The 25,850-nt window shown below is 47.8% G+C and carries 25 protein-coding genes; 17 read left to right on the forward strand and 8 right to left on the reverse strand.

Features of this window, described 5'->3' with window-relative positions:
- A complete protein-coding gene (locus AAIH57_RS14915) occupies positions 1-1,212 on the reverse strand; it encodes an asparaginase (RefSeq protein ID WP_175399720.1) in 1,212 nt (403 codons plus the stop codon).
- Positions 1,213-1,635: 423 nt separating this feature from the next.
- Between AAIH57_RS14915 and AAIH57_RS14920 the strand changes: the two genes are divergently transcribed.
- Positions 1,636-2,841 (forward strand): cytochrome P450, encoded by a 1,206-nt coding sequence (locus tag AAIH57_RS14920; RefSeq protein WP_175399721.1) that lies wholly within the window; start codon positions 1,636-1,638, stop codon positions 2,839-2,841.
- 87 nt (positions 2,842-2,928) lie between these two features.
- Here the strand turns inward: AAIH57_RS14920 and AAIH57_RS14925 are convergent, their stop codons facing one another.
- Positions 2,929-4,140 (reverse strand): MFS transporter, encoded by a 1,212-nt coding sequence (locus AAIH57_RS14925; RefSeq protein ID WP_246311166.1) that lies wholly within the window; start codon positions 4,138-4,140, stop codon positions 2,929-2,931.
- A gap of 194 nt (positions 4,141-4,334) precedes the next feature.
- On the opposite strand from AAIH57_RS14925, the gene hemE reads away from it, so the two are divergent.
- The 6 genes from hemE to AAIH57_RS14955 all read left to right on the forward strand — a co-directional run bounded on the left by hemE (position 4,335) and on the right by AAIH57_RS14955 (position 10,898).
- Positions 4,335-5,399, forward strand: coding sequence for a uroporphyrinogen decarboxylase (hemE, locus tag AAIH57_RS14930; protein ID WP_430022089.1), 1,065 nt, complete (start codon positions 4,335-4,337; stop codon positions 5,397-5,399).
- A complete protein-coding gene (gene hemH / locus AAIH57_RS14935; protein WP_430022090.1) occupies positions 5,392-6,342 on the forward strand; it encodes a ferrochelatase in 951 nt (316 codons plus the stop codon). The genes hemE and hemH overlap by 8 nt, the downstream gene beginning before the upstream one ends.
- Positions 6,342-7,775 (forward strand): protoporphyrinogen oxidase, encoded by a 1,434-nt coding sequence (gene hemY, locus AAIH57_RS14940; RefSeq protein ID WP_430022091.1) that lies wholly within the window; start codon positions 6,342-6,344, stop codon positions 7,773-7,775. The genes hemH and hemY overlap by 1 nt, the downstream gene beginning before the upstream one ends.
- Positions 7,776-7,952: 177 nt before the next feature.
- On the forward strand, positions 7,953-9,362 hold the full coding sequence (locus AAIH57_RS14945; RefSeq protein WP_430022092.1) for a CapA family protein: 1,410 nt from the start codon (positions 7,953-7,955) through the stop codon (positions 9,360-9,362).
- 35 nt (positions 9,363-9,397) lie between these two features.
- On the forward strand, positions 9,398-10,141 hold the full coding sequence (locus tag AAIH57_RS14950) for a glycerophosphodiester phosphodiesterase (RefSeq protein ID WP_175399726.1): 744 nt from the start codon (positions 9,398-9,400) through the stop codon (positions 10,139-10,141).
- Between the two features lie 124 nt (positions 10,142-10,265).
- On the forward strand, positions 10,266-10,898 hold the full coding sequence (locus tag AAIH57_RS14955; RefSeq protein WP_430022093.1) for a fumarylacetoacetate hydrolase family protein: 633 nt from the start codon (positions 10,266-10,268) through the stop codon (positions 10,896-10,898).
- A 104-nt stretch (positions 10,899-11,002) separates the two neighbouring features.
- Here the strand turns inward: AAIH57_RS14955 and AAIH57_RS14960 are convergent, their stop codons facing one another.
- Positions 11,003-11,410, reverse strand: a complete 408-nt coding sequence (locus tag AAIH57_RS14960; protein ID WP_430022094.1) for a hypothetical protein — start codon at positions 11,408-11,410, stop codon at positions 11,003-11,005.
- 355 nt (positions 11,411-11,765) lie between these two features.
- Here AAIH57_RS14960 and AAIH57_RS14965 point away from each other — a divergent pair, with 355 nt between their 5' ends.
- The 9 genes from AAIH57_RS14965 to AAIH57_RS15005 all read left to right on the forward strand — a co-directional run bounded on the left by AAIH57_RS14965 (position 11,766) and on the right by AAIH57_RS15005 (position 21,203).
- Positions 11,766-12,323 carry a MarR family winged helix-turn-helix transcriptional regulator gene (locus AAIH57_RS14965; protein WP_430022095.1) on the forward strand — a complete coding sequence of 186 codons (558 nt, stop codon included), beginning with the start codon at positions 11,766-11,768 and terminating at the stop codon, positions 12,321-12,323.
- Between the two features lie 53 nt (positions 12,324-12,376).
- A complete protein-coding gene (locus AAIH57_RS14970) occupies positions 12,377-13,825 on the forward strand; it encodes an aryl-sulfate sulfotransferase (protein WP_430022096.1) in 1,449 nt (482 codons plus the stop codon).
- A 76-nt stretch (positions 13,826-13,901) separates the two neighbouring features.
- Positions 13,902-14,894: an ABC transporter substrate-binding protein gene (locus AAIH57_RS14975; RefSeq protein WP_175399864.1), complete on the forward strand. Its 993-nt coding sequence runs from the start codon at positions 13,902-13,904 to the stop codon at positions 14,892-14,894.
- 25 nt (positions 14,895-14,919) lie between these two features.
- Positions 14,920-15,696 (forward strand): ABC transporter ATP-binding protein, encoded by a 777-nt coding sequence (locus AAIH57_RS14980; protein WP_430022097.1) that lies wholly within the window; start codon positions 14,920-14,922, stop codon positions 15,694-15,696.
- 17 nt (positions 15,697-15,713) lie between these two features.
- Positions 15,714-16,487: an ABC transporter permease gene (locus AAIH57_RS14985; protein WP_175399732.1), complete on the forward strand. Its 774-nt coding sequence runs from the start codon at positions 15,714-15,716 to the stop codon at positions 16,485-16,487.
- Positions 16,488-16,716: 229 nt separating this feature from the next.
- Positions 16,717-17,526, forward strand: a complete 810-nt coding sequence (locus AAIH57_RS14990; protein ID WP_430022162.1) for a DUF92 domain-containing protein — start codon at positions 16,717-16,719, stop codon at positions 17,524-17,526.
- Between the two features lie 13 nt (positions 17,527-17,539).
- Complete coding sequence (locus AAIH57_RS14995) at positions 17,540-18,118, forward strand: TetR/AcrR family transcriptional regulator (RefSeq protein WP_175399733.1); 579 nt, start codon at positions 17,540-17,542, stop codon at positions 18,116-18,118.
- Between the two features lie 67 nt (positions 18,119-18,185).
- Positions 18,186-20,117, forward strand: coding sequence for an ABC-F family ATP-binding cassette domain-containing protein (locus AAIH57_RS15000; protein WP_430022098.1), 1,932 nt, complete (start codon positions 18,186-18,188; stop codon positions 20,115-20,117).
- 147 nt (positions 20,118-20,264) lie between these two features.
- Positions 20,265-21,203 (forward strand): hypothetical protein, encoded by a 939-nt coding sequence (locus AAIH57_RS15005; protein ID WP_430022099.1) that lies wholly within the window; start codon positions 20,265-20,267, stop codon positions 21,201-21,203.
- A 96-nt stretch (positions 21,204-21,299) separates the two neighbouring features.
- Here the strand turns inward: AAIH57_RS15005 and AAIH57_RS15010 are convergent, their stop codons facing one another.
- From AAIH57_RS15010 to AAIH57_RS15030, 5 genes are all read right to left on the reverse strand, one after another.
- The gene (locus AAIH57_RS15010; RefSeq protein ID WP_430022100.1) at positions 21,300-22,340 is read right to left on the reverse strand and encodes a M42 family metallopeptidase; all 1,041 of its coding nucleotides are present in this window, start codon (positions 22,338-22,340) and stop codon (positions 21,300-21,302) included.
- A gap of 100 nt (positions 22,341-22,440) precedes the next feature.
- Positions 22,441-22,821: a LapA family protein gene (locus AAIH57_RS15015; protein ID WP_430022101.1), complete on the reverse strand. Its 381-nt coding sequence runs from the start codon at positions 22,819-22,821 to the stop codon at positions 22,441-22,443.
- Positions 22,822-22,956: 135 nt separating this feature from the next.
- Positions 22,957-24,747 carry an oligoendopeptidase F gene (pepF, locus tag AAIH57_RS15020; RefSeq protein WP_175399866.1) on the reverse strand — a complete coding sequence of 597 codons (1,791 nt, stop codon included), beginning with the start codon at positions 24,745-24,747 and terminating at the stop codon, positions 22,957-22,959.
- Between the two features lie 198 nt (positions 24,748-24,945).
- Entirely contained in the window at positions 24,946-25,131 is a 186-nt protein-coding gene (locus AAIH57_RS15025) for a hypothetical protein (protein ID WP_430022102.1), read from the reverse strand.
- Between the two features lie 3 nt (positions 25,132-25,134).
- Positions 25,135-25,368: a hypothetical protein gene (locus tag AAIH57_RS15030; protein ID WP_056700248.1), complete on the reverse strand. Its 234-nt coding sequence runs from the start codon at positions 25,366-25,368 to the stop codon at positions 25,135-25,137.
- A 163-nt stretch (positions 25,369-25,531) separates the two neighbouring features.
- On the opposite strand from AAIH57_RS15030, the gene AAIH57_RS15035 reads away from it, so the two are divergent.
- Positions 25,532-25,729: a cold shock domain-containing protein gene (locus tag AAIH57_RS15035; protein ID WP_095288023.1), complete on the forward strand. Its 198-nt coding sequence runs from the start codon at positions 25,532-25,534 to the stop codon at positions 25,727-25,729.
- The last annotated feature ends 121 nt before the right edge of the window (positions 25,730-25,850 follow it).

A 25,850-nucleotide genomic window follows, 5' to 3' on the forward strand; every position in this document is an offset into this window, starting at 1 on the left:
TTAAACTTCAGGTGTGCCGTAAGTCTCGAACCATGTTTTGATCGTTTCGAAATCATCACTGAACGACAAGCCAAGCATTAACAAAATGCGTGCTTGTTGAGGGCTGAGGTTGTCCCCCGCAATAACGCCGTTTCCGCCGCCATACACGCTTCCCGAACCTGTACGGGTGGTGGTCACGAAAATAACGCCCTCTTCAACGGCTTTCGTGCGGGCTTGTCCCATTGCTCTGGAGATACCGCCCGCTCCGGTACCGGAAGTTACAATCCCTTTGGCTCCGCCATTTACGAAACCTTCAATTGCTTCCCCGCCTGCTTCTTGATAGGAGATTGCAATTTCGACTTTTGCCAGATCTGCCTTCGTAATTTTGCTCAGATCAAATGCTGGCTTCGCTGTGCCTTCAGGTTTCAATGCACGCGCAGGAGCGCGATAGATTCGAATATTCTCTTCATCAATATAACCCACTGCCCCAAGCATTGGCGTCTCGAATGTATCAGTCCGATAGTCATTCGTTTTGGTTACACCGCGTGCGAGCTGAATCGTGTCATTCAGCATCAATACCGTTCCGAATGAAGTGGTGCGTCCGCTTCCTGCTAGTTTAATGGCATTATACAGATTGGCCTGGGCGTCTGAGCCAATTACAGTCCATGGGCGCATGGAGCCGGTAATGACAACAGGTTTATCACTCTGCACCGTCATGTCAAGGAAATAGGCAATCTCCTCCATGGTATCAGTACCTGTCGTAACGACGACACTATCGTACTGTGCAAGAGCCTTGTCTACGGTCAGGGAAAGATCATAGAGGTCGGCCATGGTATAAGAACCTGAACCGGAGTTTCCGAATTGGAGCGTGCTAACATCTGCAATCTTCTGTTTGTCCGGTAAAGCATCGACCATTTCCTCAATCGGAAGTGTACCTGCTCTGTAATTCTGGAAGCTGGTCGCATCCTCGGACTGGCCGGCAATCGTTCCGCCTGTTCCGATGACGAGCACATTAGGCAATGCGGATTGCTTGGATGATTCCGACACGGCAGGAATGGATGTATTTCGGGCTGGTGCAGACGATGTGGTCTGTACTGCACCTGTTGTTCCGCTCACTTCTACCGTTGCCGCTTGAGCGGCGTAGGTTCCAATTGGGGATAAAGAGATGGTCAGAGCAGTTAGTGCTGCAGTGCTCCATACTGCCCAGGGACGAAGATTTGACTGTTTACTCATGATTAGCACTCTCCTTCAGGTTAGTAGCGTGTGATGTTTGTTTAGAAGAATATGTATCTGATTTCAAAATGATTGTATTTCATGTTAACTAATATGACAACAGAGGAATAATATAGAGTAAACGGTTACAATAGTAGAATTATGGAGTAAACAAACTATTTATGAGGTTTTATGAATAAATATAAAGTGTGAAACGATGTGAAAAAGCGGGGATAGAAAGGTTTACATATTTTTTATGTTATTAAACTTTACATATAAGTCTTTTATCCTGTTTGAAAATAGAATTTTTTAGGATTCATACTGTACTCCCTAGGAAATGAGGCTCAATTATTGCCAAATATTTGTATAACCAGACAGGCGAGTCTATAATATACGGTGTTCCAATATGTAAATAAATATATATTAACGATTGGAGGAAATACGATGAACCAAGCACCCAGAAAGTATGCCAATTACATTCCGATCCGGGAACTGAAAGCGGTGGAGCAGCAATTATTTCCGTTCCAGGTGTACGCTGAACTTCGTTCGAATACTCCAGTCCGATATGATGAGCACCGCAAATGTTGGGATGTTTTTCGTTATGAGGATGTGCAATACGTATTGAAAAATCCGAAGCTGTTTTCTTCTGCACGTGATCGTGCGAATACCAGCATGCTCACGACAGACCCGCCCAAACACAAGCAGCTAAGGGATTTGGTTAATCAGGCGTTCACGCCCAGAGCCATTGAGGCGCTGGCCCCCCGCATCCAGGAAATTGCCGATGAGTTGATTACTCCGCATCTGCAGCAGGGTCAGATGAACCTGGTCGATGATCTGGCGACCCCGCTGCCTGTCATCGTGATCGCAGAACTCCTTGGAGTCCCTGCAGAAGATCGGCAGAAGTTCAAGGACTGGTCTGACGCCTTGGTAAAAGGAGCGCGCGATGACAGTGATGAAGCTTTTCAGGAACTTATGGAAGAGAAGAAGCGAAATCAACAGGAACTGGCTGTCTATTTCAGAGCCATTATGGAAGAACGGCGGCAACAACCGCAGGATGATCTAATCTCTTTGCTGCTCGCGGCTGAGATCGAAGGTCAGAAGCTGAGCGAGGAGGAGCTGGTCGGTTTCTGCATTTTGTTGCTTGCTGCAGGCAATGAAACAACCACCAACCTGATTACCAATGCGGTACGAATTCTGGCAGAACAACCCGAGCTGCAGCAGCGGCTGCGCGAACATCCGGAACATATTGCGTCAGCAGTGGAAGAAACGCTGCGCTATTATCCACCGATTGTTGCGATTGGACGCTTAGCCAGAGAAACGGTCGAGTTGAGTGGGCAGACGATTCAGGAAGGGGAGCAGGTCATTTCGTGGGTTGGCTCAGCCAATCGGGACGGCCAGGTATTTGAGCATGCCGAACAATTTATAGAGGATCGCAAACCAAATCGGCATATGGGGTTTGGCTTTGGCATTCACTTCTGCCTGGGTGCACCACTTGCTCGTTTGGAGGCCAGGGTCGTGCTCAATACTATTCTGCAGCAGATGCAGGGGATCAAACTGGTTTCGGAAACGAAACTGCAGCCAATCCAGAGTGCTTTCGTATTTGGTGTGAAGGAGTATCCAATACAATTTGAGAGTCTTGTGCAGCATTGAGAATGGAATGCCAAAAGCCGCTTTCTTTGTCCCGTGGGGCAATGAAGGCGGCTTTTGTTATCCGTTTTAAATTGGAGGGGGGTCGTATTAGGACTCCCTGATTAGAGCAGGCTTTTTATACAGTTTAAATCGAACCCAAACCATATTGATTAGCAGCAGGCCGCCGGAGACGATAAACAGTCCCTCAATGCCGATGAATCCTGCCATAAAACCACCGATTACGGCTCCAAGCATGTTTCCCAAGGCAAGCGTACTGGTATTGAAACTGAATGCACGGCTGATCATGCCATCTGGGGTGTAGGTTCGGATCAGGGCGTTGACGCTGGGCAGCAGACCACCCATAAACACACCCATGGCGAAACGCACCAGAATGAGCTGCCATACCGTTTGTACGAAGGCTTGTGGTATCAGCAGAAGCCCGGTTCCTATAAGAGAGAAGGTAAGCACCTTGTGTGCGCCTATGCGGTCGCTGAGTTTGCCAAGGATTGGGGACATGGCCATGTTGGATAGTCCTGTGACGGCACCGACCAATCCGGCCCAGAATGCCACGTTTACATCCGATGCATGCAGTTTTTGCACATACAGCGGCAAGAGTGACATGGGGCTTATCATTGCAAACTGCAACAGGAACGTCACGGCAAACAGCGCGGGCAGCTGTGATGACTTGTTCAATTCCTTCAAACCGGACAATACCGATTGTTCCGGCAATTTAGCCGCTTCCTTGCGGTCAAATGTTTCTCTAACCAGGAACATCGCGAGCATGGATGCAGCAAAGATCAAACCGCCAGTAATGTAGAAAATGGGTCGGAAGCCAACGGCATCGGCAAGCAATCCACCAATGAGTGGACCGAGAATCGTGCCGGCTACCTGTCCGGACTGACTGATCCCCATGGCGAAACCCATGCGATCCTTGGGTGTTGTTCCGGAAATCAGGGAGACGGCTGCCGGGTTGAAACCGGAGATCGTCCCGTTGAGCAAACGTAATAAAAGGAGCTGCCATGGGCTTTGTGCAAACCCCATCAGCGCGATTACAATTGCCATCCCGAATCCGGAGCGCAGCAGCATAATTTTACGTCCATACTTGTCGGACAGCTTGCCCCACAAGGGCTGGAACAAAAATGAAGTGAGGAAATTGGCAGCAAATATAAATCCCGCCCATATGCCAATCTCATGCTCACCGACGACGCCTAGATCCTTGGCGAGGTATAGGGACAAAAAAGGCGTGATCATGGTCATACCCGAATTGACCAAGAACTGTCCAAACCAAAGCACAATGAGATTCACTTTCCAAGTTTTCAAAGTGCTTTCACTTCCTTTCTGTAATTCGTGGAAAAAACACCATTCTTTCATTATATCATAATTGGCATATGGATGAGGGGGTGTAAGGAATGTCATAGTATTGTCATCGGAACAGATCTGTACGTGGTTGTTACAGCTCTTCAAAAAGGGCATAATGAGAGTTATGAGTCCAAAAACTATTGGAGGCTTCTTACATGAGCTATAATGATCGTTTGATTCGAGCCAGTTTCAAACAGCAAGTGGACCGTGTTCCCGTGTGGTACATGCGTCAGGCTGGGCGTTATGATCCTGAATATCGCAAAATTAAGGAAAAGTATTCTTTGCTCGAAATTTGCCGTCAACCTGAGCTAGCCGCTGAAGTTACACTCATGCCGGTACGTAAACTCGGTGTGGATGCGGCTATTTTGTACTCGGATATTATGAATCCGGTTGCGTCCTTGGGCATTGATTTTGATATTGTAAAAAACATTGGTCCGGTGATAGATAATCCCATTCGTTCTGCTGCAGATGTGGACCGTCTCCGTCCCATTGACGTTGAAGGCGACCTGCCGCACATTCTGGAAACCATTCGCATTCTGGACAAGGAATTGGACGTGCCGCTCATTACTTTTGCCGGTGCACCATTTACAATTGCCAGCTATCTGATTGAAGGTCGACCATCAAAAGGTTATATTCGCACTAAAACGATGATGTACAGTGAGCCTGAGGTATGGCACAAGCTCATGCAAAAGTTAGGTGACATGGTAATTACATATGTCCGTGCACACATTGCTAACGGGGGCAAGGCATTCCAGCTGTTTGACAGCTGGGTAGGAGCGCTTTCTCCGAATGATTTCAAAACATATGTGCTGCCGACGATTACCCGTATCTTTACCGAATTATCCGATTTGAATGTACCGAAAATTTATTTCCCTGGTGTAGCCTCTGGTGAACTGCTGCCAACCCTGACGGATCTGCAAGCCAATGTCATCGGATTGGATTGGAGAGTTTCCATCACAGAAGGTCGTAAAAGACTGGGTGGCCAATTTGCCGTACAAGGGAATCTTGATCCCTATGTGCTGACGGCACCAATGGATCTGATTAAGCAGCAGGCAAAAGTAATTATTGATGAAGGCATTAAAGAGCCAGGTTATATTTTCAATTTGGGGCATGGTTTGTTCCCGGAAGCTTCTCTGGAGAAGTTGAGAGAACTCACGGCATATATCCATGAATATTCTGCAGAAGTTTTAAAGACGGGGGTGACGGTTAGCAATGACTAATACCGTAGGTGTACTGGTGATGTCTTATGGCACACCTGAAAATATGGAAAGTATTGAAGCGTACTACACACATATTCGGAGAGGCCGACCGCCTGAGCCGGAACAACTGAAGGAACTGACGGATCGTTATGAAGCGATCGTTGGGGGAGTTTTCCCTCTACGTGAGAATACAGATAATCAGGTTAAAGCTCTTCAGGAGACGTTGAGTAAGGATGACCGTGCAAACGGGGTGGAGTTTCGTTGTTATCAAGGACTGAAGCATGCACATCCGTTCATAGAGGATGGCGTGGAACAGATGGCCAAGGACGGGATTCAGACAGCGATTGGTATCGTGCTCGCTCCCCACTATTCAACCATGAGTGTAGGCAGCTATATTAAGCGTGCTCGTGAGAAAGCGGAGGAATTGGGAATTCAGATGTTCTTTGTCGAGAGTTACCATTTGCATCCGAAGCTGATTCTGGCCCTTTCTTCCCGCGTTAGTGCCAAGCTGGATGAATTCGAAGAAGCTGGGGCTAAGCGCGGTGATGTACGGGTGCTGTTCAGTGCTCACAGTCTGCCGGAGCGAATCGTGGGATTGGGTGATCCATATCCACAGCAATTGCTCGAAACCTCTGAAGTCATTGCATCACGTGTAGGCATCAGCAACTGGCAGTTTACATGGCAAAGTGCAGGACGTACAGCTGAGCCTTGGCTCGGGCCCGATATTCTGGATACGCTTCAGGATTTGTCCCGCGAACAGGTTGAGGACGTGTTGGTCGCACCGATTGGGTTTGTATCTGACCACCTTGAAGTTTTGTATGATTTGGATATCGAAGCCAAATCGATTGCCAAAGAGATCGACATGCGTCTGATGCGGATTGATTCGCTCAACAGTGATCCTCTCTACATGGAGACGTTGAGTGACGTCATTATCAGCAAATGGCAGCAAGGGTCGGAAGTCTAATGGAAGACCAGAAACGTCGTGTCGTAGTCGTAGGCGGAGGTCTGACCGGCCTTAGCGCGGCATTTTATATTCGAAAACACTACCGGGAAGCCGGGATTGAACCGCAGATTACCCTAGTTGAGAAAACTTCGTCCATGGGCGGCATGATTGAAACGCTGCACCGGGATGGATTTGTTATCGAAAAGGGACCGGATTCTTTTCTGGCTCGCAAAACCGCAATGATTGATCTGGCGAAAGAACTGGAAATCGATCATGAACTGGTTAGCCAAAATCCGGAATCGAAGAAAACGTATATCATGCAGCGCGGCAAGCTTCATCCAATGCCTGCCGGACTCGTTCTGGGTATCCCGACAGAGTTAAAGCCGTTTCTGAGAAGCGGACTGGTTTCTCCTGCGGGCAAGCTGCGTGCGTTGATGGATTTTTTGATCCCACCTCGTCGTTCAACGGAGGATGAATCCCTTGGTTACATGATTGAACGCCGTCTCGGTCCGGAAGTGCTGGAAAACCTGACAGAGCCCCTGCTCGCCGGAATCTATGCTGGAGATATGCGGCGTCTGAGCCTTCAGGCGACATTCCCGCAATTTGGTGAAGTGGAACGGGATTATGGCAGTCTGATCCGCGGCATGATGACAGGTCGGAAACCTGCTGAGACGCATACGGGAACGAAGAAAAGCGCGTTTTTGAATTTTCGTCAGGGACTTCAAAGCCTTGTTCATGCGCTTGTCCACGATATGCAGGATGTGGATCAGCGACTGAATACATCTGTACAATCGCTGGATGTTCAGACGGGTGACCACGCCAGATACAGTGTGCAGCTCAGTAGCGGTGAGCGAATGGATGCGGATGACGTGATCATTACAGTCCCAACGTATGTAGCATCTGAACTGTTGAAACCCCATGTGGACACATCCGCGCTGGACGCAATAAATTACGTGTCCGTAGCCAATGTGGTATTAGCTTTTGAGAAAAAGGATATTGAACATGTATTTGATGGATCTGGTTTCCTTGTTCCGCGTAAGGAAGGCCGGAATATTACAGCCTGTACCTGGACATCGACCAAATGGCTGCACACCAGTCCGGACGACAAGGTGCTGCTGCGTTGTTATGTCGGTCGTTCGGGAGATGAGCAGAACGTGGAACTTCCCGATGATGCACTGACGGATTTGGTGCTCAAGGATTTGCGGGAAACCATGGGTGTGGAAGCCGTTCCGATCTTCTCGGAGATTACCCGTCTTCGCAAATCCATGCCGCAGTATCCGGTAGGCCATCTTCAGCATATTGCGGCACTGCGTGAGGAACTTGGCAGCAAGCTGCCGGGCGTCTACATTGCAGGTGCTGGTTATGAAGGTGTCGGATTACCGGACTGTATCAAACAGGCAAAAGAAATGTCACTTCAGGCGGTGCAAAAGCTGGCTGCACAACAATTCAATTAACTTAAGGCTGTCTTGATTGCGGATAAACTTTATCTGCAGGAGAGGCAGTCTTTTTTTATGCGGGGAAGCATCCATTGGTGATGCAGGAAATTTGGTTTCATGTGAATTGAGTGATGGAAATCCAGGATATGCCTGATATAATGATAAAGGATTGCTGTAGAAGAAGAGGAGCTGCCTATGTATCCCCCAAGATCGAATCGAAGTAATCAAAAGAAAAAAGAAAAACGTGCTCGCAGACGAATCATCTGGATGATCAATCTGTTTCTGATTGCTGCAATCGGAGGGGTAGGCATATTTTACGCAGCAGGGATACAGAAACAGCAAGCGGAGCCAGCGACGAATGAAGCTGTAGTGGAGCAACAACCGGCTGATCGCGAGGATGCCAAGGGCGGAGAGCAGGTTGAATCTCCTGAAGCGGATTCGGATGTGAAACCGGAAGACTCCGGATTGAACAGCCCCGAGACCGGAACACCTGAAGATGAGAGCGTTTCATCCGGCAGTGAACCGACAGGTTCGGGTGGAAAGAAATCGGAACAGGAGTCAAAATCCGGGTCGAAAGGAACGGAAACGGCCAAACCCTCCGATCCGAAGGAGAATGACAGTTCGGACAATAAGACGACAGTACCGCTGCCTACAGGTTCAGGGAAGAATGTGACCATTAATTTTGTTGGTGATATTCAATTCTCTGGTAAAGTGGCCGAATTGCTGGATAAGAACGGCTACGAGTATCCTTTTGCGAAGCTTGGCAGTCTGTTCAACAACGACGATTTGACCGTAGGCAACCTGGAGACACCCATAACTCTGGGCGGGACGGCTGCCGCAGACAAGACTTATGTTTACAAATCTTCGCCAAAAGCACTGGCAGCAATGGCTGATGCTGGATTTGACGCTGTAAATCTGGCCAACAATCATATTTTGGATCAGGGCGTTGAAGGTCTTGTGGATACGCTAACTTATCTTCAGGAATATGGCATGGCTCATACTGGAGCTGGTATGAACAAGGAAGAGGCCTATGCACCAGCGTATCTGGAACGGAAAGGCATCAAGATTGCGCTGCTTGGCTTCAGCCGGGTTGTGCCTGAAGCGAGCTGGAAGGCAGAAGGCAACCGAGCGGGAGTGGCCGAAGCCTACAATTCCACAGGAGCGGTAAGTGCGATTCAGGAAGCTCGTCAGAAGGCGGATCTCGTCATCGTGATAGCGCATTGGGGAGAGGAACGTGTAAGCACACCCAATGAAGATCAGACCCGGCTGGCACATGAGTTTGTGGATGGGGGAGCGGATCTCGTTATTGGTGGACATCCGCACGTGCTGCAGGGAGTGGAGTTTTACAAGGGCAAGTGGATCGCGTACAGCACAGGGAATTTTATTTTCTCAAAATCAACAACAGAAGAAACCTGGAAAACTGCTGTTTTCCAGGCAGAATGCAGCGCGGAAGCGAAATGCAGCATGAAAGTCATCCCGTATGAGGCGGGACTCGGCCAGGCGATTCCAATGTTAGGTGAAGCCAACAAGCTGTTATTGGAGCAAATGACTCGGCTTTCACCGGGCATTCGTTTTGATGCGGATGGTGTGGCCTCAACAAGCTGATACAAGAATGAAAACGTCTAAGGAGTGGGAAATAAATGAGCAACCTATGTGTAGCGCACCGTGGATTTTCTTCCACAGCACCTGAGAATACAATGGCAGCCTTTCGGCTTGCCATGGAACAGCCCTATGTAACGTGGATCGAACTGGACGTACAATTGTCTCGTGATGGTGTGCCTGTGGTCATTCACGACTTCTCGTTTAACCGGACGACCAATGGAGAAGGGCTTGTACGAGAGACGAATTGGTCTGATATCCAGAAGCTGGATGCAGGGAGCTGGAAGTCCAAGGAGTATACGGGGGAGCGCGTTCCAGCTTTAAGTGAAGTCCTGGACAGCTGCAAGGGGAAGGTACGTCTGAATATTGAGTTGAAAACTCAAGGAGACATGTATCCGGGCTTGCCGGCAGCCGTAATTGAGGAAGTACGAAAAAGAAATATGCAGGATGAAGTCGTCTTTACTTCATTTGAACCTGCTGCGCTCGCCGAAGCCAAGAAACTTGCACCCGAGATCACTACCGGTCTCATCATTGATGCACGCCCGGGAGATCTTTTAGCCAGACTGCGTCAATTGGGTTGTGGCTTCCTCTCCATCGGTTACACGAATGTGGATAAATCGCTGATGCGTGAAATGAAGAACGATGGCATTCAGGTTATGGCCTGGACTGTAGATGACAAAACCATTATGAAGCGCTTGGCGGCCATCGACCCTGAACTCATGCTGTGCACGAATCGTCCGGACGCTTGGCATCAGGCATTGCAGAAGTCGAGCAATCAGGTATAGACGCCAGGGTTAATTATAATTGCAAGGTTACACATAGCATCAGAATATTATAGGTCGTAGCTACTTAACCGAAAACATATGCTTCATATTTGTTAAAGAATCCGATAAAGGTGGTCATATCCCGATGCTCTCAAATATTCGCAACGTATACTGTGTAGGACGCAATTATAGACTTCATGCGGAGGAGTTGGGTAACGCGGTTCCGGATGAACCGATGATCTTCATGAAACCTTCCCATGCGGTTGTACCCTTGAACGGAGAGGCGATCGAACTGCCTGCTTCCCAAGGGGAAGTTCACTATGAGGCTGAACTGGTCGTTCAAATTGGCCGGAGTTATGAACCAAGTGTTGCTTTGGAGGATTTGATTGAATCTTACGCGTTTGGCATCGACTTTACATTACGTGATGTACAGACCGTGATCAAGAAGAAAGGCCACCCGTGGACCGCGGCCAAAGGATTCAAAAATTCCGCACCTGTAAGTGGTTTTCAGGCATTTTCCGGAACAGAAGCGCTGCTTGACAAAGACTTTACGCTGACCAAGAATGGGGTTGAAGTTCAGCGAGGCAACATTCGCAACATGATTTTTGACCTTCAACACATTATTGGTTATGTAGGGCAGCATTATGGTCTTGGCGAAGGAGATGTCATTTTCACCGGGACTCCGGAGGGAGTGGGACCAACCGTAGACGGTGATGTGCTCGAACTCGCTTGGGATGGTCAATCTGTTGGGAAATGTATCATTGCAGCAGTGAAATAAGCTGATCTGTTCCGCATCAAATAAACAGGAAATTATTGAAGGGGCGGGAAACCGCTCCTTTTTTCATGCCCATAAATATAAATGAACACACAGGTGGTACGAAATTATGCCCACTCATACGAGGTGGTAGCACTCTCTAATACGAGTTCTTCCAGCTCCGCAAGTTGTGCCATGTACTGCTCTTCGCTAATACTTCTACTTGCCAGACGGTCATCCAGCTGCTGTCTGAGTTGATTGACCTGCAAAGCCACGACCTGATTGAAATCCCCATCATTTTCTTCGGCAATCGTTTGTAGCGACTTGCCTGCGTAGAGATCCTGATACAGATTTTCTTCTGAGGATTGATTCAGTGCGTTCATCAGCTCATCCTTACTCTCATCCTTGGTATTTATACTTACAATGGACCACTCCGTTAAAGGGATCGGGGAAATGGCTGATTTGCTCCAGGCAGTTCCTGCAAAGGACATGGTTACAATCATCGTTCCCACAAACATAACGCGTTTCATGTTCATTCTTGTCAACCTCATTTCTGTTTTAAAGTACGAATGGGATCGTAGCTTAGTCTTGATGTTTTGAGCTGAGATTAGTTTAACCGGGGAAGCTGAAGTGAAACTTAAATTCGGATAAATAAATCCTAACCCGCAGAAAGTTTGAATATTTTTACTAATTCTTACTTGACAGGTTGGGTTAGTTGGTTATATGATGATCTCAATTATTTTAACACTCATTAAATGAACAGTGAAATAAATTGAATACAGATGCGAGCTGATTGGACCACCAAAGGCTCCCGGGACTACTCCATATGGAATGTCTTCGGGAGCCTTTTTGTGTACTGGCTAACGTTTCGATTGGATAGGAGGAGATGAAATGAGCGAGAGAGATTGGGATGCGTTGGAGAAAACGGATTGGCTGTTTCGCAAAATGGTCAGGCGATTCGTCAAGGAGCGGGATCGCATAACGGTGGAAGGCATCAGCCTGCCGGGCATGCTCATCCTGCATAAAATTATTCGAGAAGGAGAACAGCGGCTGGGGGATCTGGCTGAACAGCTCGACTTCACTTCCGGTGCCATAACCGCATTAACTGACAAGCTTGAGAAAAAGGGGCTTACGATCCGCAGACGCAAGGAAGACGATCGCCGGACAGTCCTGCTGGACATTACCGCTAAAGGCCGGGAGATGTATGACCGCAACAGCAATATCGGTGCCCGATGTATCACGCTTCTGTTTGAGGGGTTTACAGCAGCGGAGCTCGAACTGCAAAGCCAATTTTATGAGCGGGTGATCGCGAATCTGGAAGGGTTCTCAGACACACTGCTGGAGCTGGCGGAGAGCAACACGAGAGACGATAGAGATCCGTCCGTTGACAATGTCCTTGAACAGAAGCAAAAGGGGAATTCCGGGAAGAGCAACTATCTCAGTTACTAACGTTTGACCAGCACTGAAAATCAACAAACCAATCCAAGGGAGAGATGAGAACGATGGGACATTCAACAATTTATCCAACAGGAGCAACGCTGTATAATCCGGAAAAAGCTTGGGGTGGTTACACGGTATATCAGGCAGGTGAAGAAGGCGTTGTATTAATTGATATGAACGGTAAGGAAGTTCATTTGTGGAAAGGTCTGCTCGGATTTCCGGCCAAGATTTTCCCAGGCGGTTATGTGCTCGGAAGCACAGGCAGAAGAGATCCGAAGTTTGGTATTCAGGATAATGTAGATCTGGTTCAAGTGGATTGGGAAGGCAACATCGTGTGGAAATACAACAGCTATGAGCATATTGAAGATCCGGGGTACGAACCATTGTGGTACGCCCGCCAGCACCATGATTATCAGCGTGAGGGCAATCCGGTAGGTTACTATGCACCTGGTCTTGCTCCCAAAACGCAGGGAGGCAAGACATTGATACTGGCTCACAAAAACGTAAGCAATCCGCAAATTTCGGATAAACCTTTGCTCGATGATGCCATTATCGAAGTGGATTGGGAAGGGAATGTGTTGTGGGAATGGCTTCCGAACGAGCATTTTGAAGAACTTGGTTTTGATGAGGCGGCACGCAATGTACTGTACCGTGATCCCAACACGCGCTCATTTGGTCACCTTGGTGGCGGTGTAGGTGATTGGCTGCATATAAACTCAGCTTCCTATGTTGGCCCCAACCGGTTCTATGAAGCGGGAGACGAGCGTTTTAACCCGGATAACATCATATGGGATGCTAGAGAAGCCAACATAATTGCCATTACGGACAGACAGAGCGGCAAGATTGTATGGAAACTGGGCCCGGATTATTCCTCTCCTGAAGCGAAGCATATCGGCACCATTATCGGACAGCATCATGCACATATCATTCCTCAAGGTCTGCCGGGTGAGGGGAATCTGCTGGTGTTTGATAATGGAGGATGGGCAGGTTATGGTCTTCCGAATCCGGCTTCTCCATACGGCTTGAAACATGCTGTTCGTGATCATTCGCGCGTGCTTGAGATTGACCCGTTGACGTTGGAAATAGTGTGGCAATACACATCTGCCGAAGCAGGGTTTTCCGTCCCAACCGATTCGTATAAATTCTACAGTCCATATATCAGCTCCGCCCAGCGTTTGCCTAACGGTAATACCTTGATTACAGAAGGGTCTAACGGCAGATTGTTCGAAGTAACAGCTGAGCACGAGCTGGTGTGGGAGTATATTTCTCCATACAAAGATGGGCGTAATACCAATATGGTGTACCGTTCGTATCGTGTTCCATATCAATGGGTTCCTCAACTGGAGAAGCCGGAAGAGGTGGCGATTGAAGCCATTGATGTATCTGCCTACAGAGTGCAGGGAGCAGCACCCAAAGGCTCTGAATCTGTAGTCAATGTGGAGACAACGCTGCCGTTTGTTGAAGGCGCAGCTTGCGTAGCAACATCGGATGAGGGGAAACAAGGCGGTTAAAGGCTAGCAACGATAAAACGATCGAACGGGGTGCAATATTGTGAAAAAAACAGCCATTTTAAAGGGAGCATGGATCATGCTCCTCTCCATGACATTCATATTATCCGGATGTTCTTCAAACGGAACGATATCCGAAGCGAAGGGCGGCTCCGCCAGTGATGCCGCCAAGGTAAAGATTCGCATCGCGGATACAAGCACTAACCCGACGTTCAGGGTAGCCATTGCCAAAGGCTTCTTCGAAAGCCAAGGTATTGATGCAGAAAGTATTACGTTCGGTTCACCGGCAGAAGGCGTGAATGCACTGTTTATCAAGCAGGTGGACATTGCCTACGGCGCTGACTTCCCTGTGTTGAATGCTCTGGCCAAAGGGGATTATTCAATCATTGCTTCTGCCGGTCAGACGACGGATGAAGCAGCAGCTGCATGGAAGCTGTATGCCAAGGAGGAGATTCAGTCCGGTGCCGACTTGAAGGGCAAGAAAGTGAGTTTTATTCGTGGTACGTTTATTCCGTATCTGTGGGATGAGTATTTGAAGGATCAGGGACTGGCACTTGGTGATGTGACACAGGTTGGTCAAGGTGCCTTCGACGAATCCTACATTGCATTGAAGCAAGGAGAACTGGATGCCACCTGGGTAATCGGCTCTGCTTTAACTGACAAGTTCGATACACTCGAAGGTGTACATCAGCTGACAGATATGTCCCAGACTCCGGTAAGGCTTGGCATGGGACTGGTCGCAAGCAATGAGTTCATCGAGGATAACCCCGAAACGGTAAAGGGTTTTCTTGTGGCACTGGATGAAGCTGCGACATATGCCCAAGCGCATCCTGAAGAGGTAGCAGATCTAATGTATAAAGAGACAAAACAACCCAAGGAGGCTACGTTGAAGGATCTTCCCATCAATCCGTGGGTTGTCGGATTTACTCAGGAAGCCTATGACAGTTTGGCAGGACAGAAGCAATATATGGTGGATAACGGGATCATTGAGCAGGACTTCGATCTTAAAGGCAAGTTGAACCTGGAACTCCTGAAGCAGGCACTGCCCGATAAAGTAACATATACCGAATAACCTAAAACGTATTGGAGGTGTCCTTATGTCCTTACCTGCAGATCGTCACACCATTCATATCGAACAGCTTCGAAAAACCTACAACGCTCCGACAAATGGAGAAGTGCATTACATTATTAAGGATGTTGATCTGGTGATCAAGGGCGGCGAATTCTTCGTTCTGCTTGGTCCCAGCGGTTGCGGAAAGTCAACGTTACTTAACATGATCGCGGGGTTTATCTCCAAGTCGGGCGGACAGCTTAAAATGAATAACAAGGAGATCGACAGACCTGGTAGGGATCGTGCAATGGTGTTCCAACAGGCAGATTCCTCTCTCTTTCCGTGGCTTACCGTAAGGGAGAACGTTGAATTTGGGCTTCGAATGTCCAAGGTGGCCAAGTCGGAGCGGCGTGCGATTTCGGATCGATACATCCAGCTTGTGGGGCTGGGGGGCCATGAAGGGAAATTTCCGAAGGAGCTGTCGGGAGGCATGAAGCAGCGGGTCCAACTGGCACGGGTACTGGCCAATGACTCGTCGATTCTTCTCATGGATGAACCTTTCGGGGCATTGGACGCCATGACCCGGAGAGTCATGCAGAAGGAACTGGTGAATATCTGGAGGGAAACACATAAGACCGTCATTTTTGTTACCCATGATATCCAGGAGGCGCTGTTGCTCGGTGAACGGATCGGAATCATGTCGGTGGGTCCTTCGTCGAATATAACGGATATTTACCATAACGTTCAGTCTTATCCGAGAAATATTGCATCGGCTGAATTTAACACCCTGTACGATCAGATTCAAAGCCATTTTGAAGAATAACTGAGGTGAACTGGACCATGAAATGGTTGGAGAAAAAATGGGTGTCTGTACCGCTGTTATGGGTTACAGTCATCCTGATATGGCAGCTAGGCGCATTGCTCTATGGGCCGGACGTGATCCCTGGTCCATGGGATACTGTGCAGGGTGCCCGCGAATTAATTGCAGATGGTACGCTGATGCAGTATATCGGGATTAGCTTTACGCGTGTACTGGCCGGGTGGGTACTGGGAAGCGTCATCGCCATTCCGGTAGGGCTTCTTATTGGTAAGGTTCACATCATTCGGCTGTTTGCCGAACCCTTTCTTAATTTTATTCGTTTTATACCGCCGATTGCTTTCATTACATTATTCCTGGTTTGGTTCGGCATTGGGGAACAATCCAAAATTGCACTGATCATGTATGCGACATTTTTCATTGTTGTACTGAATACGCTGACGGGTGTTCTGTCCATAGAGGAAGATAAGATTCGTTCAGCCCGTAGTATGGGAGCAAATGAGTGGCAAATTTTGCTGCACGTTGTTGTCCCCGCTACGACACCATACATTTTCACAGGGATTCGATTGGCAATGGGAACTTCCTACATGGCCATTATCGGTGCAGAGATGATTGCTTCAAATGAGGGTGTAGGTTATTTGATCTGGAACTCACGGCTGTTTTTCCGGACGGACTGGATTTTTGTTGGCCTAATCTCCTTAGGTTTTATGGGGTTTCTCACGGATCGCTTATTCAACTGGTTTGGCCGCCGCGTATTGTTCCGGTATGGCGTTGTTGGCGGAGCTAAGCGGGGCTAAACACTTGAATGGAATGAAAAAACGAAAAACTTGCATCATAAGGAAACTCTTTATTTGTTATATCTTATCAAACAAACCTGATTTCGCAGCTTCCAAAGTTGCCAAATCAGGTTTTTGTTATGCCGGCTACGGGAGTTTCGGCATTGGGGTCAAACCGTGGTATAATTGAATTTCAAAAATATAATAAACGTCATGTGGACCCTATATGCTTCCACATGCAGGAGAGATTATGGACTGGATTATCGGCGCCGTATGCGCTTTTATTGTGGCGGGTGCTGCCTACGCGAAGAAGTCGCTAACCTTGTCCGGCTGCCTGGCAGCTGTGATGATGGGGACGATCTATTACGGAGCAGGTAACCTGTTTTGGTTTGGCACACTGTTGTTATTTTTCATTACCTCAACGCTGCTGTCCAAATATCGCAAGGAACGCAAGCAGGAGCTTGAGAAATCGTATGCCAAGACAGGCAATCGGGATGCAGGACAAGTGCTGGCTAACGGTGGAATCGGCATGGTTCTGTGTCTGGGATACTGGATCATACCACACCCGGCTTGGACATATGCGTTTGTTGGAGTCATGGCAACCGTGACATCTGATACCTGGGCTACCGAGCTCGGAAGTCTAAGTCGCAAACCGCCACGTTCAGTTGTGACTTGGAAGGTGCTGACCCCAGGCGCATCCGGAGGCGTGTCATTACTTGGTACAATGGCGGCTGCTGTAGGCGGAGCGTTAATTGGAGTCGGTGCATTTTTCTTTTCATGGATCGCAGGAATTGAGACTCAGGGTCTTCTGATCTGGACGTGCATAGGCCTTGTGGGTGGACTGGCTGGAGCGATTGCCGATTCTTATCTGGGAGCAACGGTTCAGTTAATGTACCGCTGCACTACATGTGGGCGCGAAGTTGAGGTCAGCGAACATTGTGGGCGCACGACAGTGCGAGCACGTGGCTGGGCATGGATGAGCAACGATCTCGTCAATGTCCTGAGTTCGGTGATCGGAGGATGTGTGGCGATTGGTTTGGGCAACATTTTGGCGCTGTAGGGAGGGAGTGCAAGTGAGCACTGTGCATGGAGACAAATCGGAGGCTATTTTGGATGCAGCTTATGGTATTTTTGGCTCAAAAGGATTTTATGAGACAAAAATGTCCGATATTGCGGACGAAGCAGGCATTGCAAAAGGCACCATTTATTTATATTTCAAAAGCAAGGAACAATTATTTATCGCTGTATCCAAGCGGGATTGTAACGGTTTTATCAGCAGGCTTGATTATGCTCTGAAATCTCAGGAGAACACGGGTGACAAGCTTGGCGCTATTGCCAAGACACACCTGACCTATTATTACGAGCGGCGCAATCATACGAAACTGTTTTTTATGGCACCCAACAATGATCCGGACTTGATGAAATTTATGAAGGCATTCATGAATGAGTATATGAGCATGGTTTGTGAGGTGCTGAAAAGTGCAAGCGTACCTGAACCCGTGCTTCTGGCTGAAGCTTACATCGGGATTTTGGACCGATTGAAGATGGACATCATGCTGAATCCGGAGTTCAATGAGGAAGACCTGAATAAACGAATTGCTTTTGCAGCGGCTCTATTTCTGGACGGATGCCGTTCCTTTTTACAAATATAAGTATCATCATGTGCGTGGAATCAAGAGAATATTGAATTTCAATTTACAGAGAAGTGGGTAACGAGCAATGAACATAATGACGGTAGAGCAAATTGCGAAAAGCTATGGCGAGAAAATATTGTTCAAGGATGCCTCGTTTGGCATGGGGGATCAGGACAAGATCGGCGTCGTTGGGGTGAACGGAACAGGAAAATCCACGTTTCTGCGTGTGATTGCAGGCATGGAGCCGGCAGATGAAGGACAGATTGCCATCAGTAATGATGTGCGTATTCAGTTTCTGGCACAGAATCCTGAGTTTAACCCTGATAATACCGTACTGCAGCAAGTATTTGAGGGCGATGGCCCAGAAATGAAAACAATGCGTGAATATACGGAGACGATGGAATTGTTAGAACTCAATCCTTCCGATCCAGCATTGCAAGAACGGTTATTGCGTCTGAACCAGCAGATGGAGCAGCTCCAGATCTGGCAGATGGAAAGTGAAGCAAAAAGCATTCTGTCCAAACTTGGTATCCGTCAATTCGATGCCCTAATGGGAACATTGTCCGGTGGACAGCGCAAAAGGGTAGCTCTTGCGTCTGCACTGATTCATCCCTGTGAGCTTCTCATCCTGGATGAGCCGACGAACCATATCGATAATGATTCCGTCATCTGGCTGGAGCAGTATTTGCAAAAACGCCGCGGTGCGCTCCTCATGATTACGCATGATCGCTATTTCCTGGATCGTGTGGCGAATGTGATGCTGGAGCTTGATCATGGACGTTTGTTCCGGTATGAGGCGAATTACACCCGTTTTCTAGAGTTGAAGGCGGAGCGGGAAGAACGCGAATCGGCATCGGAGCAAAAGCGGCAAAATCTGCTGCGTACGGAGCTTGCCTGGATTCGTCGCGGAGCCAAGGCGCGGACAACGAAACAAAAAGCGAGAATTGACCGGTTCGAACAGCTGAAGGACCAACAAGGTCCTAATCGTTCTGGCTCATTGGAGGTTTCGGTAGGATCCACTCGATTGGGCAAAAAGATTCTGGAGATTGAGCATTTGTCCAAATCGGCGGGCGATCGCAAATTAATTGAAGATCTAAGCTATATTGCCGTACCTGGCGACCGGGTGGGTATCGTTGGACCGAACGGCAGTGGTAAATCGACTCTGCTGCAGATGATCTCTGGCAAACTGGAGCCGGATTCCGGTGAGGTGGTTCTTGGTCCAACCGTAAATTTGGGCTACTTCACACAAGAGCATCAGGAAATGAATGAATCTCTGCGAGTCATTGAATATATCAAGGAAGTAGCCGAGAATGTGCGGACTGCCGATGGGTCGCTGATTACAGCAGCCCAGATGTTGGAACGGTTCCTTTTCACACCTGCATCGCAGTGGACGCCAATCTCTCGTCTGTCAGGTGGAGAGAAGCGTCGTCTCTATCTGCTGCGTGTGCTGATGGCTGCGCCGAATGTACTGCTTCTGGATGAGCCGACCAACGATCTGGATATTCAAACGCTGGCGGTACTCGAAGATTACCTGGATGACTTTCCCGGTGTTGTTTTCGTTGTATCCCATGATCGCTATTTCCTGGATCGTACCGTGGATAAAGTGCTGGCGTTCGAGGGCGATGGTGCCATTCGGGTTCATGTTGGCGACTATAGTGAGTATGCGGAATGGATGCTGAAGAATGCACCGGGAGCTTCTCCGGTGAGCGATAGTGGTTCAGCAGCGAAAAAAGCAGGAACGGATGAGGTTAAGTCTGCTGCAGCAGCAGCCAAACCCAAGCTGAAATTCAGCTTCAAGGAACAACGGGAGTATGATCAGATCGATGAGAATATTGAGAAGGCCGAAGCCAATCTTGTGCGGATTACCACTGCGATGGAGAAATCCTTCAGTGATTCAGCCCGTCTGCAGGAACTGATGGCAGAGCAGGCCGAGGCAGAGCGTCATCTGGACGAACTGATGGAACGTTGGACCTTCCTGAATGAGCTTGCTGAGCAGATTGAGAAAAGCAAATCCTAATTGAATCAATTGAATCGTCATCTTTTAAAATGTGGCTTAACGCTGTGTTTTGAGGGATGGCGATTTTTTTTATATGAAACGTTAACCATATCCATTGCGTTGTAAGTAGTAAGGAAATAGTTCCAGCGAAAGGAGAACACCACATTTATGTACAAAGAACTGAATGAACAACTGGCTGTGCTCAAGGAGAAGGGGAGAATTTACGAGAAGTGGAACAAACGAATGGAGAAGTTGAATGAGGAAGAAGCTGAGTGGCAAACGAAAGTACAGCGGCGCCTGGAACATCTCCAGAAGGAGCAGGATGATGTCGATCGGCTGAATAGCATGACGCTGTCTGCATTTTTTTATAACCTGATCGGTAAAAAGCAGGAGCGCCTGGAGAAGGAGGAAATGGAGCTTATGGAGAGTAAGGCTGAATACGATACAGCTTGCCACATGTTAAACGACATCCATGAGCAGCGCAAGGAAGTGCAGCGCGAACTGGATGAGCAGAGTAAATATCGCTTTTGGGAAAATGATTACAAGGTGTTGTGGGGCAAAAAGGAAAATCAACTTCTGTCAAACAATGATGAACTTAGGCAATTGGCAGAGGATTTGGAGCATTTGCGCGGCGAAATGAAGGAACTTAAGGAGGCAGATCGTGAAGGTGAACGGTTACTGAGTGCACTGAATCGTGCCGGTGATGCGTTGAAGTCTGCAGGGAATTGGGGAGTTTACGACATGATGGGTGGGGGCATGATATCTACTCATATCAAACGCAGTCGTATGGATGACGCGCAATCTGCCATAACCGAAGCTGGAAGACATCTGAAACGATTCCAGAAGGAATTGGAAGATGTAAAAATGGCTGTACACACGGACCTGGAGCTAGGAGGTTTGTTATCCTTTGCAGATTATTTCTTCGACAATCTCTTTGTGGACTGGATGGTACAGGACAAAATACGCAAAGCGGAATCCCAGGTGGAGGATGGTTTGCGTACAGTTCGCCGTACATTGCATGTATTGAAAAATGAAATCCGTGATCATGAGCGAGATTTAACAGGGTTAGAGCAGCGATATCATCAGTATGTGGAGCAGGCCGAATAGGATGGGATATTCAGATAAGAGTAAAAAAAGATGCCAGGCAGCCTGAATGAGCTGTTGGTGGCATCTTCGTTTATTATTGAGGCACGGGCTGGTTGACTACTTGGTTGTGATGTATGCAGCCAGCAACCGGGCCGTATTCAGAACGGCATCCTTGTGTGTACGCTCCATGGAATGGGAAGCGTGAACCCCCGGACCAATCAGCGCAGCACGAATGTTATTCCCACCTCGCAAGGCGGCACTACCGTCAGAGCCGTATTGTGGATAAATATCGACTACGTAATCAAGATTCGCTTGTTTGGCAAGCTCAATCAGTCGGCTTGTCATATCATAATCATACGGGCCAGAGGAGTCTTTGGCACAAATGGATACATCCGTTTCTTTACAGCTGAGATCATCACCCATTGCTCCCATATCTACAGCGATCAATTCACTGATTTCTGCCGGGATATAGGAGGCACCATGACCAACTTCTTCATAGTTCGAAATAAGCAGAGAAATGTTATGTAGTGGCTTCCAGCCTTCCCGATGCGCTGATTCCAAGATGCCGAATAGGGCAGCCACACTGGCTTTGTCATCCAGATGACGTGACTTGATATAACCGCTTGGTGTAATTACCGCACGTGCGTCAAAAGAAATAAAGTCACCCACGCTGATTCCCAGTCCCAGAACGTCTTCCTTGGACGAGACCACTTCATCAATACGAACTTCCATATGGCTCTCCGTACGCTCAAAGGTGCGGGCGTCAGGGTAGACGTGAACAGAAGGATGCAGGGAGAGAATGGTCCCGGTGTATGTCTTGCCGTCACGTGTATGGATGGTACAATACTCATTTTCAATACTATGCATAGAGAATCCGCCAACAGAAGTCAGCTTGAGCGTACCGTAGGAAGTGATGGAACGTACCATGGCACCTAAAGTGTCCACATGTGCACTAAGCCCCACCGTTTTGGATGAATCTTGACCAGGTAAAGTAAGTACGGCCCCACCTTTGTTGTTTAGTTCGAATGGGACATTCAATGATCGTGCTTCTTCCCGGATCATCTCCATAATGTAGTGTGTGTAACCACTTGGGCTTGGGGTATCCAGCAGCTTTTTCAGAAAGGTCAGGACGTAGGATTCATTAATTGTAAAATTCATATAGAGCTTCCTCCTTAATAATAGGTGTTCCGTTAAACAAGAATACAGCCTGTCTGGTAGAATGGGTCAAACCATTCCTTATCCAGCAGGCTGTTCCTTCTTACAACGTATCCGCAGAATTTCCTTTACGCCCACTCTGGATGGAATCGGTTTGAGCAATGCGATCCGGTTCTGTCTCTACAAATGGTTCTGTCGTTGTATAGGAATCGGGTGACGAGTAAGTTGAAGTGGAGTTTTCCAATTCGGATATACGCAGTTTCAATTGCTTGTTCTCGCGCTGCAATCGATATTGGCGGAAAATGCCATAGGATCCTACAATGATTCCGCCGATCAGGGTACAGCCTAAAATCAGCAGGATTAATGGGATTTGAACCGTGTTAAAGAGCAGGTTGACCTGCACGGAATCCACATTAATTACAGCGAAGATTCCGGTAAGAAGTGCAAAAACAAGACCTGCGATGAGGGTCCATTGCATTTTCATGGTGGTGCCTCCTTGTTGAACAATTCAGGAATAGAATGCATTACCCCAAAGAAGGCGCTGTGCATCTGGCTTGATGATAAAATCCCTTGCCCATTCGGGCAAGGGATACAGGTCACATGGAACAGTAGGGTAACCTTATTTGGTCAATTGTTCCATTTGTTCAATCAATTCTTTGAAGACACTCATGGCTTCGCGAATTGGCTGTGGTGAAGACATATCCACGCCTGCTTTTTTCAGAATATTGATGGAGTAGTCACTTCCACCACTCTTGAGGAAGCCGAGATAACGGTCTACCGCAGGCTGACCTTCTTCGAGAATCTGTTTGGAGAAGCTTGTTGCTGCAGAGAAGCCGGTTGCGTATTTATAAACATAAAAGCTGTTATAGAAATGGGGGATACGCGCCCACTCCATCTCGATATCCTTGTCAACAGCCATGCTGTTTCCATGGTATTTGACGTTAAGGTCATAATAAATTTCAGAGAGCAGCTGCGGCGTAAGGGCTTCGCCTTCTTCTGCACGCTCATGAATGATTTTCTCAAATTCTGCAAACATCGTTTGACGGAACACGGTGGTGCGGAATTGATCTGCATAGTATGTTAACAGATACAGCTTTTCCTTTGGATCCGTGGATTTGTTAAGCAGATAATCCATCAGCAGCGCCTCATTGGTTGTGGATGCAACTTCTGCAAGGAAAATGGTATATTGTGCATCCCGATACGGAAGGGAAGTATCCGAATAATACGAATGCAAGGCATGACCCATTTCATGTGCCAGCGTAAACATGCTGTTCAGATTGTCTTTGTGGTTAAGCAAGACGTATGGGTGAGTGCCATATGCACCCCAGCTGTATGCGCCTGATCGTTTGTTTTCGTTCTCGTATACGTCGATCCAGCGGTCATCATAACCCGCCTGCAGAGCATCTGCATAGTCCTTGCCAAGCGGTTTCAAACCATCTTTAACGGTTTGTTTGGCTTCCTCATACGTAATATCCATTTTATACTCATCGACCAGTGGAGCGAACAGATCGTACATATGCAGTTGGTCCACACCGAGCAATTTTTTGCGCAGATCCATATAACGGTGCAGCAGTGGAAGGCTCTCATGAATGGTGTCCACCAGATTGGTGTAAACATCCGTTGGAATGTTGTCCCCGTACAGGGACATCTCCATGACGGACGGATACTTCCGGACGTTGGCATAGAACATGTTTTTGGTGACGTTGGCATTCAGGGCTGCGGCAATGGTGTTCTTCTGTTTGGAATACGTTTCATACACGGCTTTGAAAGCACGTTCACGAACTTCGCGATTAGGATTCTCCAGGAACTGAATGTAACTCCCGTGGGTAAGCTCCACTTCGTTGCCATGTTCGTCCTTGATTTTGGGAAACTTGAGATCAGCGTTATTCAGCATGCTGAAGATCGTCTGTGGTGCCTGGGACAAGTTGCCCACCTGTGCAAGCAGAGCTTCCTCCGTTTTGCTCAGGACATGCGCCTTTTCACGTTTCATCTCTTCCAGCGTGAACTTGAATGCAGACAATTGCTCATCGGCAATGAATGCATCCAGCTGATCATCCGGTAGAGAGAGAATTTCGGGTGTCACAAAGGAAAGAGCTTCGCCAACACGTACACTCAGCTTTTGCGCTTTTTGGGACAGGTTTTGGTATGTAGGATTAGCTGTGTCTTCATCTTGATGCATGCGTGCATACACAAAGAGGCGTTCAATTTTGAGACTGACCTCATCTTCGAGTTCGAAACATGCCTTAAGAGATTCCGGCTTGTTCAGCTTGCCTTGAAATTCGGAGGCTTTCTTGGTCAGAGACGTTACTTCTTCGTATTCCTGATCCCAGGCTTTCTGATCGGCGAACAAATCTTCGAGTTTCCAGGTATGTTCAGTTGGCACCTCGGAACGTTTCAATAATTGACTCATGGGAATCCTCCTTTGATGAAGTTGATGTATAGACCAGTCTGCCCCCGGCTCGCTCGCTTGTGCGGAGAGAGACGAAGGAATCAGACTGAGTACTAGCAAGACAAACAGCGATTTGCGGTATTTCAAGCGGCCTTCCTCCTCACTATACGAACAATCCGGTATAGTATGGCCTCGGGCCTGTTGAAATATTTGAGAGCACTAGGCTCCCATATTGGCTAGGAAATAGACGATCAGGAAAAAAGCAAAACAAATCAGCAGTGTGGCAATGAGAGCCATTCCCCGCCGAAGTCGATCCGGGAGGGAATTGCGTCCCAGAATAAGTACAGCTCCCAGACAAAAGGCAAGGATAATGAAGATGACGACATTGCTTGAGTCAAGCGGCATCCATTACACCTCTTTGAAAGCAGCCATCAATTGACGCCATTCATCTTCGCGGTTCTCAAAATCAGCCTTAGGAAAACGGCGTTCAGCCCAGTGCATCAAGGCAGGGCGGCTGAGAAATGTGTGGCATTCCTCGCCCCATTCTTCGGAAATTTCACGGAGTACGAGATATTTGCCCTGTACCTCTACAGTCATCATATTCCACTTGTCGGTTTTGTATATTTCATGTTTTTTTATCATAGGTAGTCTCCAAACTAACGGTTTTGGTAAAATGATACCGTACCCTACGATTCAAAGCAAATTTTTTCCGCATTTATTGAAAAGATAAATTGCAATGTAGAAAGTCATACAGTATAATTAGGGTATTCGCCATAGATGGCGATATTTTTAGGAGGTTGTTCATTTGAAAGGTACAGTTAAATGGTTTAACGCAGAAAAAGGCTATGGCTTTATTTCAGTTGAAGGCGGCGAGGACGTATTCGTACATTTCTCCGCAATCCAAGGCGACGGCTTTAAAACATTGGAAGAAGGTCAAGCGGTAGAATTCGAAATCACTGATGGAAACCGTGGTCCTCAAGCAGCTAACGTAATTAAATTGTAAGATTTTTCCGTTTATCGGATTTCTTATAAATGATTGGCTTCTAGCTGAATATAAAGAACCCAAGCACAGTCCCCCTCGGGAGACTGTGCTTTTTTGTGTTCATATGTGGCAAAGGTTGTAT

It is taken from the genome of Paenibacillus sp. MABNR03, from assembly GCF_050455445.1.
In the GTDB taxonomy this organism is placed as follows: domain Bacteria; phylum Bacillota; class Bacilli; order Paenibacillales; family Paenibacillaceae; genus Paenibacillus; species Paenibacillus xylanilyticus.